We start from the raw sequence: 13,395 nt of genomic DNA, 5'->3' as shown, positions 1-13,395 counted from the left end.
TCTTCTCATAAAATATAGAAAAAAGCAGGAAACTTAAAGTTTCCTGCTTTTATATTAAAGCTAAATCATTAATCCAGCTCCTGGTCCTAGTGGTAATCCTAATACAAACCAAACTATTAGTAGTACAGTCCAGCATACTAAGAATGCTATTGAATAAGGAACCATTGTTGATATAAGTGTACCAATTCCTGAATCCTCATCATATACTTCAGCAAATGCTACTATAAGTGCAAAGTATGTCATAAGAGGAGATATTATATTTGTACTTGAATCTCCAATTCTATATGCCATTTGAACTAACTCTGGTGAGTACTGCATTCCCATTAACATTGGTACAAATACTGGTGCCATAATAGCCCACTTTGCTGATGCAGATCCCATAAATAAATTTATGAATGCTGACACAGCTACGAATCCAAGTATTAAAGGTATTCCTCCAATTCCTGTACTCTTTAGGAAGTCTGCTCCCTTAACTGCTATTACTGTTCCTACATTACTATGATTAAAGTAAGCTACGAATTGTGCTGCGAAGAATACTAATACTATATATCCTCCCATAGCAGCCATACTCTTACCCATTAAGTGAATAACTTGCTTATCATTTTTAATTTCTCTATTTCCAATACCAAATGCTACACCTGGTACAAAGAATGCCATTGAAATAATTGCTACCATTGAATTCATGAATGGGGATTTTAAGATTTCTCCTGTTTCTGGATTTCTAAGAGGTGCTCCTTCTGGAACAACAAGTAATCCAATAAAAACAATAAATCCAATTAATGCTATTAAAGCAAATCTTAATCCTCTTTTTTCATTTTCAGTAACTTCTTGAATTTCTTCTGATGGATTCTTACCTTTATATGCTCCAAGTCGTGGTTCAACTACCTTTTCAGTAATAATAGTACCAACTATTGTTATAAGAACTGTTGATGCTATTAAGAAGTACCAGTTTGATGCTATAGAAACTTCATATCCTGGTTGTACCATTTGTGCTGCTTCTTGAGTAATACCTGCAAGAAGTGCATCTGTTGGTCCAAATATTATGTTAGCACTAAATCCACCTGATACCCCAGCAAATGCTGCTGCAATACCTGCAAGTGGATGTCTCTTAAATCCTAAGAAAACAACTGCTCCAAGTGGTATCAGTATAACGTAACCTGCATCTGATGCTATATTTGAAACAACCCCTGCAAATACAACAACTACTGTTATTAATCTTTTTGGTGTACTTGTAACTAGTTTCTTTAATAAAGTTCCAATAAGGCCTGTCCCCTCTGCAACTCCAACTCCAAGTAAAGCAACTAAAACTGTACCAAGTGGTGCAAAGTTTGTAAAATTAGTAACCGCACTTTCAAATATATATCTAATTCCCTCTGGTGTTAAAAGAGATGTAACCCCAACTGTTAACTCTTTAATTTCATTTGTTGTTCTATCTAAGCCAGTGTAAGTAACACTCACTCCCATGCTTGCTAATAATGCTGATAAACCTATAATAATAGCGCATAAAATTATAAAAATTGTTGCAGGATGAGGTAGTGCATTTCCTACTCTTTCAACCATGCTTAGAAAACCCTTTTTCTTAATTTTCTTTTCCATGAATATCCCCCTTTTTATTTATTGCTTATTTTCGTCCGTATGTTAAACACACTTGTTTTTTCTATAAACACATTATATAACAGAAATATGAACAATACAACTATTTTTATCATTTTTATTCATATTTCTTCAAATTTATTTAACATTAGTTAATACTAGTTAACATTTTAAGTTTTACGACTATTTTCTCAACCTTAACATTTTCTTATTTTACGTATGGGTTACAGTTATTTTTTTTATGTTATGTTAAAATATACATATACTTATTTTTTTAAAAGGAGGGAATTATGAAAATCAAAAAATTAAAAAAGGGAGTTAAGTATAGCATTATTGCTATATTAGTAATACTCGTAGCATATGGTGTAACTTTTTACTTTAGTTTCTTTCAAGGAAACACAACTGTTACTAATGGACAAGTTGAAAGTAAAATTAAACCAAAGGAATTCCAAAGTGTATATACTTCAAAGGTGAATTTAGATGATAGTAAATTAACTGAAGTAAAGGATGTTAAACTATCTTTACTTGGAAAAAATATTCCTTCAACCATACCGGTATTATTAAGAGCTCAAAGATATTATGTTCCATTGAATTACATTGCATCTAATCTTGGTTATACAAAAATAGATAATAATGATTTAGATTTAAAAAATGGAAATACAACAATAAAGCTCTCTGAAAAAGAAGCTTTAATTAATGGTAAAAAATATGACTTAAGAGGATGGCTTCCAAAATATAATAATGAATATTATATTGGGGTTTCAGATATTGAACATTTATTTTCTCTTACAGCAATATTTGATTTTAAAAACAATTCTATTAAATTGTTAAAATCAAATTATAATCATTTAGATGCCTCTAACAAAGGTATTAAAGATGGTCCTGCTGCAATGATTAGATTAGAGGATTTTGCATCTGGCGGTGCATTATATGAAGATGTAAATCAAACAAAGTTAAAAGCCATGGGCGATTATTTATCTACTAACGGAGTAAGATTCCACATTGCATGGGTTCCAAGATATATTAACCCTGATGAGAATTTTGATAATGATTTATTAAAGAACACTTCTATAAATAATGTTGGCTTTGTTAATCTTTTAGATTATATGATAAATAGCGGTGCTGAAATAGGCCTTCATGGTTATACTCATCAATCAGGTGATAGTATCAGTTTATCTGGAATTGAACTATCAAGTAAGTTTAACCCTTCTGAGAAGGAAACTAGAACTGTTATTGAGAATGGTTTAAAGACTGCTGATGAACTTAATATACCAGTTAACTTCTTTGAAAGCCCACATTATCAAGCTACTAGAAAGCAAAAAGAAATTATAGGTGAATATTTCAAATATTTATATGAACCATATAGTGTTTTATACTACACTGCCCTTAAGGAAACTGATAAAGGTAATGTATTCATTCCAACACCTTTAAGTTATATAAAGGACAGAGATGTAACACCTATGGTTAATAAGATAAATAATCCACCCCCTAATTTCTTAGCTTCATTGTTCTATCATCCAACATTAGAACTTGAATATATTGATGTGAATAATAAAGATAATACTTTTAATTATACTTTTTCAAGTGGATCATTAATAAAACCTATCGTTGAAGCTTTAAACAATAATGGTTACTCAACGATTCATGTTACTGATTTAAATTAAAAAAGGAGGTGCTTTTAGCACCTCCTTTATTATTTATCTTTTTTCATTTCACAAAATATATTTTTAAGTTCCATTAACGATGCAAATACAAAGTCTGGTTTTATTGTAGAAAATTCTAGATCTTCAGCATTAGTCTCTCCCGATAATACAAGAATAGTATTAGCATCATTGCCTTCACCAATTGCTATATCTGTATATAATCTATCTCCTATAAAAGCTATTTCATCTTCCTTAAATCCTGTGTCATTAATTACATAATCTAAAGTATGCTTTGAGGGCTTACCAAAAAATATAGGTTTCACGCCTGTTGATGCTGTTATCATAGCACATATTGATCCGCAGTCTGGAATAAAACCACTTTTTGTTGGGCAATTGAGATCTGGGTTAACCCCAAAAAATATAGAACCATCTCGTATAAAATCACAAGCTTTTGATACATTCTCATATGCTAGTGATGTATCAAATCCAACTACAACTATATCAGGATTTTCATTAACTAACTGTATTCCTGATTCTTCGAAGTCTTCTACTAAATACTTATTACCTAAAATAAAGACTTTTTTATTTTCCATATTGTTCTTTATATAATTTATTATTACATGATTAGATATAAGCATCATATCATCTGTTAAATCATATCCCATATTTCTAATTTTTTTTCTATAAAATTTAGCGTTTTTCGATGAGTTATTTGTAAAAAATTTAAACTGTATATTACTCTCGTCTAACAAATTTAAAAAATCAATTGCCCCATCTAAAATTTCATTATCTAAATATACTGTACCATCTAAATCAAATATAAAACATTTTATCTTTCTTAAGCGCTGGATATCATATTCATCATAATTAATCACTTATTCTTCCTCCTATTTATTAAATCTCTTTTTCTATATCTGATGCGAATTCATTTAACAAGCCAAGATCACTTAATAAAGTTAAAATCGTATACCTTGTCCTAATTTCTTTAGAAAAACATATTGCATCAACAATTTCATCTTTCTTTATGTTTATTTGATCTAGTTTATACGGAGCTCCTACATCATTTAAAATAGACTCAATTTTCTCTGCTGAAGGAGTTTCCATTAGAATATTATTAATTTGATTCATATTTTCCTTGATTCTATTTATCCTCTCTATTTTTTTTCTTGAGGATGTAGTTTCGTCCCTTACGCTTATTTCAATTATTTCTTCTGCTGCATCCTTAAATATAACATTAACTTTTTCTCTCCACTCATCTATTTTAAAAGATTTTGCATCATTAATAGCTTTTTCAAAATCTATATTATGTCGTGCTAACAATTCACGTAATCTAGCTGTTATCACTGTCATAACCCCAACTTTTCTGCCATGTAATATAGGCTCTCTATTCTCAAATAAAAATTTCATCTCAAAGTAATGTGCTAAGTGATGTTCTGATCCTGATGCAGGTCTTGAGTTCCCGATGAAACTCATGGCAATCCCAGTTATAACTAAAGCTTCCATCAATTCTTTTATCACTATTGGATCTCTGCCTTTTATTTTATATGCATTTTCTATACAACTTTTTAATGAGTTCTCAACCATTCCTGCTGAAAAATCACAGTAGTATTCTCCATTAACTATTTTCGATATCTTCCAATCATTTAATGCAGAATATTTTCCAACAATATCTCCAAATCCTGCTAGGATCATTTTCATTGGTGCTTCTTTTAAAATATCTATATCCCCTATAACAGCCTTTGGTACTAAGGCATTATAACTTATCTTTAAATCACCCACAATTAACGCTGATCCATTTGATACGAATCCATCCATAGAAGGTGCTGTCGCAACAATTATAGATGGAACATTCATCTTATAACTAACAAACTTAGATAAATCATTTAAAGTTCCAGTACCTACAGTAATTATTGAATCTATACTTTCATCTAGTTGTATTAATATATTTCCAACCGCCTCTTCATCAGGAATTAAATCGCCTTTAACTTTAAATATAAGTTCTTTAAAATTAAATTTATTTTCAAATAAGGTCTCTGCTACTTTTCTTCCAGCTACTTTATACGTGTTTAAATCAGAAATAACTAAAGATTTCTTAAACCCATATTTTTTTAATAACCTTGGTATCTCTTCTATTGCACCAGCCTTAATTAAAACATCCTCTAAATAAGTTGAATGATTTTCTCTACAATTACAACTTGCAACCCCCTTTAAGTAATCGTTTACTTGAAATTTATTTATGTCTTCTTTTTTAATTACCATAAAAGTTTCCTCCTTTTTACTGAAATTAGTCATACCATATCTTAAAATATTCCTGCTATTCCAGTTATAGCTCCTAAAACTATAAGAATTCCCATTAATTTTATAGGTGATACACCTTTTTTCACTAAATAAAGTACGCCTAAAGTAAGCACACATGGAATTAATCCTGGCATTAATTTATCTAAAAGATCCTTTTGTAGATTAAAATTAACATCTCCCATTTTCCAGTTCACTTGAGTTTGTAAATTAACAAATCGTCCAACTAATCCACCCATTACTAACGTCCCTAAAAGTGATGCAGCTTCAATTACTTTATTAATCTTTCCACCTTTTAATATCTCTTCAACAGCTTTCTTTCCGTATTTGTATCCATTTATCCACATGCTAAATGAAATTGTAGTCATTATTGAATACTGAGCTAAAATAAATATTATTGGTCCTAATATATTCCCTGTGTTTGTAATGCCTATACAAATAGCAAGTAATATTGGTGTTATTACGCCCTGTGTAAGGGTATCTCCAACACCGGCAATTGGTCCCATTAATCCTGTCTTAATTGCATTAATACTCTCATCAGTTATTGGGTTACCACTCGCTCTTTCCTCTTCCATTGCTATAGTAACTCCATGAATTACAGACCCACAAATCGGTTCTGTATTGAAAAATGCCAAATGTCTTTGCATTGCTAATTTTCTTTCGTCCTCATCCTCATATACTTTTTTAATTATTGGCAACATAGAATGTGCAAATGCTGTTGCTTGCATTCTTTCATAATTATAATTTGACTGTGCAAACATATACCATCTAATCCAACTCTTTATAATATCCTTTTTGCTTAATTTCCCATTTTTATCTTTATTATCAACAGTATCATATCTATTACTCATAAAAAAACTCCTCCTATTAATTCTAGATTATAAAAATAATTCTATATATCAGTTTGCGAATTCGTATTTTTTATAGCCGTTATTGTTAGAGCTAGAATTACACCTATTATTGAAATAATTACTATATCTAGACCAAAGTAAACCGACATTAATATTCCAAGTATAAAGAATGGCATTGTGAACGAATTTCCTATTAATTTTAAATTCATTGCAATACCTAATGCTGGCAACATTGCACCTATTACTTCAAATACGTGTAACACTCTAGGACTAAGTACTTCAAGCATTCCATCGACTGCATTAGGTCCATAGTATACTACCAATGTCGCTGGAACAAAACTAAGTATTAACAATACTATCTGAGGGGGAATTGTGTTAATAAATGCTACTTTATTTATATTTCCTTTTTCAACCTCTTTATCTGCCCAATGAACAAAGAAGGAGTTAGTTGTCATTTTTCCTATCCACAAAACTGTTGCTATTGTTCCAAGTGGAACAGCTATTGCCATAGCTGTCTTAATATCAAGGTTTGACCCTATAGCTAATGCGGTTCCAACATACCCTGCAAAAGACGGATCTCCCATTTGTGCTCCACCAGCTGATATAAAACCTAAATATATAACATTTATGCCAGCACCAATTAATGCACCTTCAACTGGATTTCCTAATATAACACCTGTTATAAATCCTGCAACTAAAGGTCTGTTAAATGTAAAGAATCCTGTATAAGTAAACCATGGGCTCCATGAAATATAATAGAAAAAACCAATTAATATCGCTTGAATTAAACTAATCTGCATTTTACATTCATCTCCTTAAATTTTCTATTTTAATAATTTTTCAATAGAAATTTGTTTTGCATCTGGAACTATTTGAACAAATACGTCTACATTATTTTTCATAATCTCTTTAAATGCTTCTCTCTCATCATCTGACATGGATATATTTTTATAAAATTGCTTTCTTCCAGCCTTAGCTCCCATGCCACCTAAATTTAACTGCTTTAAATCAACACCAGCCCTAATAAGTTCTAATATTGTTTGAGGTGTTTTCGCGAGTATAAATACATTTTCTCCTGTATCATCGCCATTAATAACTGGTACAGCATTCTCTATTGTAAGAACATCTACAGATATTCCTTTAGGTGCTGCTGATTTTAATACCATTTCCATAAATGAATCCCCTGCTACTGAATTATCTACTACAATAATTCTATTTGTTTTTGTAATTTTTGACCAAGCTGTCGCTACCTGTCCATGTATTAACCTATCGTCTATTCTTGTAAAAACAACATTTAACATATTAATCACTCCTTAAATTTTATATTTTAAATTTATTTCATTAAATTTATTTCATTGAACAATTCTTTTACTCCAGATTTGCCCTCATTTATACAATTCCTTGCTAGATTATCCAAATTATATTCATCTCTAATTGTAAGTGCTTCAAGTAGCATTGGTAGATTAACTCCAGTAATACATTTAAAGTCCTTTTCGCACATATCCTTTGAACTAAATGCAGCTGCATTATAAGGACTAGCACCAAATAAATCTACAAATACTATTACTCCATCACCTTCATTAAGATGTAATATTGCTTTTTTTACCTCTTCTATAAAGCTCTCAATACAATCTCCATGCTGTAGACCTAAAGTCATAGTTTTATCTTGCTTACCGACTATCAACTCTGCACTTTTTAATATTTCTTCTGCTAAGTTACCATGAGTAGCTATTAATACTCCTATCATCTAATCACCACTTTCTTAAGTAATATTTCTATTCACTAACTAAAATAGCAATATCTATACCAAAATTGAGGACTAATGTGTATTAACTTATACCCATTAGCCCTCAACCTGTTTGTTTGCATAATATATCGTTTATATTCAACTACTAAAAATAGTAAATGATGTTCTCATCTAATATTATGTGTATCAAATTTTATAAACTACACATATAATTTCTGTGTATTATATGTGTATTAAATACTCATGTATTAAAAGAAATATCTAGCATCTCAACAATATATGCAAATTCCGAATCCGGTACAGTTATTCCAAAAATTTCTTCAACCGTACTGAATCTTTCCTTCACTACTAAAAACAATTGATCCTTCTTAATTTTATTACATAATAAATTATTGTAAGGTAAAGGTTCCTTTCTTATGACACGCTCTATCATACATGAACAATGAAACAAAAATTTTATATAACTTATTTCATCGATATTTTTTTTACAATCAGCACCAATATTCATTATCACACTCTCTAAAAGATTTGCTACTTTTTTTACATCTAAAAAAGTAACAATATCTCTTAACATATTAATAGATTTTTCTCTATAATCTAAATTTAAACTATTTCCCTCTTTAGATAATTTATCTATTTTTACTCTTTTACCAATTAATCCACTCATATTCTCGACAGAATCAACAATTATATCTAATGTCATTCCTGGTTCCATTGCTTTTCTCGCTGCTTCAATAACCATGGGTGTACTAACCATTTTTATAGCTCTAGTTACTATGCCTGTTTCTTTTGTTATAATATCTGAAAATGTAATAAGTGATCCCATATCAACTAAGATAATTACACCATTGCCTTTATCAATTTTTTTTACTAAATCAGTTGTTCTTTCAAGTGCTGCACTTACTTTCTCATCTAATGGCATATCTATACTATATATATGATCATATTCTAGAAGGGTCTTTGCAACTTTAACCATACTACTTGCAGTACCATATCCATGTGCTATAACTATAACTTGTATATTACCGGCTTCCTTATTCTCATTAATTGAATAAATGAATTTAGTTATAAATGCAACTTCATCTTCAGGCACAGTAATTCCGAAACTAAACTCTAGCCTGTCCTTTATTTTAGTTGCTATACCGTATTCAGTACAATGATTCTTATAATTTTTTTCAATATTTGGATACATTGCAATCTGATTTAATTTAACTCTCTCTATAAGAGTTTCAACATGAAGTGCTAAACTATATATAATTTTAGGTGATATATTAATATAGTTTGTATTATCAACACTTTTTTCAAATGCCTCTTGTACTATGTTAACTATTTCTGGAGTTACAAGCTTGTACAAAACCTTCTCATTAATTGCTACCTTTTCTGATTTCTTCTTAATAAAGTAACTATTAAAATAGCTCCTTATTTGTCTATTGATACTATCTTTAATCTGCCCTGTTGAAAGTCCATTTTCATAAAATTTTTCTATATTATTTAGTATTGTGTCGTAGAAGTCTTCTTTAATTTTATATTCATCATATAGGAGAATACTATTTATATTTGTATTTAGTTCACTACTGTTTTTATCAAAATTTATATAGCCTGTGCTATTCAAATTGAAATTTCTAACTATTTCATCTCGTTTATTATCTATATTTAATAATCCTTCTGTAAACTTGTTTGAAAGACCACTTAATCTTATATGCACACATTCCTCATTTTCTGTTACATAGTCTAAAAAAGCATTAGCACAAATGAGTTGTATATCACTCTTAAGTTGCCCTATATTTCCTGGACATTTATATACTAGCAGTGCCTTAAGAACATCTTTTGACACCTTTATAGGAACTTTAATCTTTGTAAACTCTTCGTTGAAAAATTGACATATAAAAACCATTCTCTCTTTTAAAGATCTATTTTCTAAACTTGGAAGTTTTATTAATACTTGAATTCTTCTTAAAAAAGTATTAAGTATAGCTGAATCTGGATCTTCAGTAGTTGCTCCTATAATCAATACATCCGTTTTTTGAGTTTTTTCGGTTTCACCGAGTCTATTATATGTTCCTCTATCCATAACTGAAAATAACATTTCTTGGCCTTCCGAAGGAAGTCTATGAATTTCATCTAAAAATAATATTCCACCATTTGCTTTATCAATTAATCCAATTTTATCCGTATCAGCTCCAGTAAAAACACCTTTTACGTGTCCAAACAAATGTGATAATAATAATTGTGGATTCTTAGCATAATCTGCACAATTAAATATAATGTATGGTGAATTTTTCTTTAATCTTCCTTTTTCTATTGCATATCTATACATCACTTCAGCAAAAGTCGTCTTTCCAACGCCTGTAGGACCTATTATTAATGTCCTTAATCCTCTAGGTGGATATAGAATAGCTGCCTTAGCTTCCCTAACTTGATTTTTCAAGCTATCCTTTGACCCTATAATATTGTCAAAAATTGTTTTTATACTATTATCTGTATCTACTTTATTATCTTTATTTTTTTTTAAAATCATATTATCTTCATTTTGAGGTTCACCAATTAATTCTTTTAAACTATGGACCTCATAGTTATATATACTGATTTCTAAACTTTTCTCTAAAGAGGTTTTATCAATATATAATATTGGTTTTCCTAAAATTTTTACAACCTTCTTTTCTTTATACAAAGAGTTTAATTCTTTACTTACATTACTTCTACTAATGTTCAATACCTCAGCTATATAAGTTGTTTGTATTCCAATTCTTTCACAGTCATTAATCTTTTCCTTTAATATACCTTTGCTAAGCTCTTTTAACTTTAAATATACTTTATCCTTTCTACTAATTGGGAGATTGCTTTCACTTAAATTATTCATATAGACACCCCTAACTAATTATATAAAAAAAACATTATATAATTTCTTCATCAAATTTGTTTAACTACTAACATAGTTAAATACTATTATTTACTCCACCCTATGTAAAGGTTTTTATAAAGTATATGCAAAAAGTGATTTCAAAAATACAGAAATCACCTTTTGTTTTTTATTTTTTATTTCTTAAATTTGCTAATGAATTAACAAGTGCTATTATTAGCGATCCAAAAGTAGCACCTGATGTGTCTATAAGTACATCAGTAAACCTTCCTGCTCTTCCATCAACAAATGTTTGATGAAACTCATCTGTTGATGCATATACAAATACCATTAATATGGAGTACAATCCAGCTTTTTTCTTACTTATATAAAATCTTAAAACATTAAAATACAATAAGTTCAATATTAAATACTCTGTAAAATGTGCTCCCTTTCTAATTATAGTTATTGCTATATCAACATACTTATCGCTTATATTCAATCCTAAGTTCTTAATTAAATTTAAAACAGTGTCGCTTTGTTCATTTGAAACATCAGCAGGCTGATTTGACATGTAAAATATAAATATCATCCATCCAATCATTAATATCCATGCTAATATTTTTTTCTCTTTAATATTCATTTATTAAAAGTCTCCAATCATAATTATAGAAACATTATACTACAACTTATTTCTTCATGTAAATTTGACATACTTTGATTAAGTTTATCTCTCCTCAACTATATACTTATTTACATAAGCTAATGATTCCTCTAATATACTTTGGCCACGCTCAACATTCTCAAGTTTAATATCTAAATTACACAATCTTTGATTAACTCCTACAATTTCATCTTTAATTTCTTGAAGTAATTTTGTTTCATATGGAATTTGAATTCCATCAGGGTCTACAAAAATTCTCTCTGGAGGATTTCCACACTCTGTGCATTTAGCATATATCTTGCTTGTATTCATATCTTTAAACAACTTAAAACTATCATTTTTACAAGATGTACATGATGATACTAGCTCATAGCCAGTATTACCAGCGTCATATAAATACTCGCTATTACATTCTCTGCAAATAGCCTTAATCTTATTTTCTACTGTCTCAATATAAAACCTATTACCACTACATCCTTCTTTATGACATACAACAGTTCTAATCATTCCATCAGCTCCCTATAAATAATAATATACTTACTAAATAAACTATATTCTATTTTCTATACTTATATTCCAACTGAAGTTTAAAAAAGGCATAAAAAATAGAAATCTAATTACCCATTTAGATTTCTATTTAAAATTCTTACTTAAAGCTATGTGTCCACCCTACTATAACTGAACTGCTTTTATTTCATTTTCAACTTCTTTTATTTTGATATCTATAATTGAAGTTTTCTTTCCAGCTAAAATAAGTTCCCTCTTTTCAAGTTTTAAGCGTTTAAGGTATTCATTTAATTCCTCTATTTTTGTCACAAAAAACACTCCCCATCCTATTCTTTAAACGGCCCTAATGTTTTATTTCAATGTTGTGATATCTATATTATATGTATGTATCACTATTTCTGTTCTATTTTAGAAAACGTAACCATCTTTATCGATTATATTTATATATTAATTATATAATACTAATTAATAGCTTGTATACAATTAACTTTAGTAATATTTTTTCATATTATTACATTTTATAGTCATTGTATTTATTTTTCTATAATTATTTTATTTTTTTCTAAAAATAATATTCATTTTATGTAAATTGTTTAATTTTCATAATAAAAGAGAGCTACTAGAAAGTAGCTCCCCTAATTTTATTTATTACTTTACTTCAAAACTTGTAGTCTCTTTACTAACTATATCAGCTGAAAGTTTACTAACTAATGGTCCCCCTGTTGTAATAAACACATCGTTAGTTATTATCGATTCCATTAAAGAGTTTATTGCACCTTCTTCAATATCCTCCTTAATATCTTTAACTGTAACAGTAAATTTCTTATCCATTTCATTTATAAATCCCATAACTAATGATTTTTCTATCATAAAACATTACCCCCTTATTATTTTATTCCACTAAAATTTATTCAGCATCATTTGAAAGTACACTATCTTCTTCCTTATCTATTGATATTGTAGGATAGTTTATAAATTCTCCTAAAGCTTTTCCTATTGTGTGTAAGATCTCATCACTAAGATTTAAATTTATATTTTTAAATCTTTGACTTTTGACTACATCCTTACCTTTGTCATCCTTCCCCTTGTTATAAATGACATTTAAATTTACCTCATTAACTGTTTTTATTATCATTGTATCAACCCCTTTCACTTAACATATATGCCTTAAGTGAAAAAAAGTAAAATATTTTTTTATACAAAAAAAAAGCTATGAACTAATGTTCATAGCTTTCCACCTTGGTGGAGATAAAGAG

The 13,395-nt window shown here is 29.1% G+C and carries 14 protein-coding genes; 1 reads left to right on the top strand and 13 read right to left on the bottom strand.

Annotated features, from left to right (window positions below):
* Positions 1–60 precede the first annotated feature (60 nt).
* Positions 61–1,596, bottom strand: a complete 1,536-nt coding sequence (locus RSF37_RS09565; protein ID WP_332564185.1) for an AbgT family transporter — start codon at positions 1,594–1,596, stop codon at positions 61–63.
* A gap of 287 nt (positions 1,597–1,883) precedes the next feature.
* On the opposite strand from RSF37_RS09565, the gene RSF37_RS09560 reads away from it, so the two are divergent.
* The gene (locus tag RSF37_RS09560; protein WP_332564184.1) at positions 1,884–3,257 is read left to right on the top strand and encodes a DUF2334 domain-containing protein; all 1,374 of its coding nucleotides are present in this window, start codon (positions 1,884–1,886) and stop codon (positions 3,255–3,257) included.
* 29 nt (positions 3,258–3,286) lie between these two features.
* Here RSF37_RS09560 and RSF37_RS09555 read toward each other — a convergent pair whose 3' ends face one another.
* The 12 genes from RSF37_RS09555 to RSF37_RS09500 form a co-directional block, all read right to left on the bottom strand.
* Positions 3,287–4,111, bottom strand: coding sequence for an HAD-IIA family hydrolase (locus RSF37_RS09555; RefSeq protein ID WP_332564183.1), 825 nt, complete (start codon positions 4,109–4,111; stop codon positions 3,287–3,289).
* A gap of 19 nt (positions 4,112–4,130) precedes the next feature.
* Positions 4,131–5,495 (bottom strand): sn-glycerol-1-phosphate dehydrogenase, encoded by a 1,365-nt coding sequence (locus RSF37_RS09550; RefSeq protein WP_332564182.1) that lies wholly within the window; start codon positions 5,493–5,495, stop codon positions 4,131–4,133.
* A gap of 41 nt (positions 5,496–5,536) precedes the next feature.
* Positions 5,537–6,382 (bottom strand): PTS system mannose/fructose/sorbose family transporter subunit IID, encoded by an 846-nt coding sequence (locus RSF37_RS09545; protein WP_332564181.1) that lies wholly within the window; start codon positions 6,380–6,382, stop codon positions 5,537–5,539.
* A 41-nt stretch (positions 6,383–6,423) separates the two neighbouring features.
* The gene (locus tag RSF37_RS09540) at positions 6,424–7,182 is read right to left on the bottom strand and encodes a PTS mannose/fructose/sorbose/N-acetylgalactosamine transporter subunit IIC (RefSeq protein ID WP_332564180.1); all 759 of its coding nucleotides are present in this window, start codon (positions 7,180–7,182) and stop codon (positions 6,424–6,426) included.
* Positions 7,183–7,206: 24 nt separating this feature from the next.
* Entirely contained in the window at positions 7,207–7,683 is a 477-nt protein-coding gene (locus RSF37_RS09535; protein WP_332564179.1) for a PTS system mannose/fructose/N-acetylgalactosamine-transporter subunit IIB, read from the bottom strand.
* A gap of 32 nt (positions 7,684–7,715) precedes the next feature.
* Complete coding sequence (locus RSF37_RS09530; protein WP_332564178.1) at positions 7,716–8,129, bottom strand: PTS sugar transporter subunit IIA; 414 nt, start codon at positions 8,127–8,129, stop codon at positions 7,716–7,718.
* A 241-nt stretch (positions 8,130–8,370) separates the two neighbouring features.
* The gene (locus RSF37_RS09525) at positions 8,371–10,989 is read right to left on the bottom strand and encodes a sigma-54-dependent transcriptional regulator (RefSeq protein WP_332564177.1); all 2,619 of its coding nucleotides are present in this window, start codon (positions 10,987–10,989) and stop codon (positions 8,371–8,373) included.
* 169 nt (positions 10,990–11,158) lie between these two features.
* Positions 11,159–11,611: a VanZ family protein gene (locus tag RSF37_RS09520; RefSeq protein ID WP_332564176.1), complete on the bottom strand. Its 453-nt coding sequence runs from the start codon at positions 11,609–11,611 to the stop codon at positions 11,159–11,161.
* Between the two features lie 84 nt (positions 11,612–11,695).
* Positions 11,696–12,139, bottom strand: coding sequence for a hypothetical protein (locus tag RSF37_RS09515; RefSeq protein WP_332564175.1), 444 nt, complete (start codon positions 12,137–12,139; stop codon positions 11,696–11,698).
* A gap of 165 nt (positions 12,140–12,304) precedes the next feature.
* Positions 12,305–12,448 carry a hypothetical protein gene (locus tag RSF37_RS09510; RefSeq protein WP_332564174.1) on the bottom strand — a complete coding sequence of 48 codons (144 nt, stop codon included), beginning with the start codon at positions 12,446–12,448 and terminating at the stop codon, positions 12,305–12,307.
* Between the two features lie 339 nt (positions 12,449–12,787).
* Positions 12,788–13,009 carry a DUF2922 domain-containing protein gene (locus RSF37_RS09505; RefSeq protein WP_332564173.1) on the bottom strand — a complete coding sequence of 74 codons (222 nt, stop codon included), beginning with the start codon at positions 13,007–13,009 and terminating at the stop codon, positions 12,788–12,790.
* 37 nt (positions 13,010–13,046) lie between these two features.
* Complete coding sequence (locus RSF37_RS09500) at positions 13,047–13,274, bottom strand: DUF1659 domain-containing protein (RefSeq protein ID WP_332564172.1); 228 nt, start codon at positions 13,272–13,274, stop codon at positions 13,047–13,049.
* Between the last annotated feature and the right edge of the window lie 121 nt (positions 13,275–13,395).

The organism is Clostridium sp. (assembly GCF_036643715.1).
In the GTDB taxonomy this organism is placed as follows: domain Bacteria; phylum Bacillota; class Clostridia; order Clostridiales; family Clostridiaceae; genus Clostridium.
The sequence above is the reverse complement of the archived record's forward strand: the minus strand, read 5'-3'. Positions and strand labels throughout refer to the sequence as shown.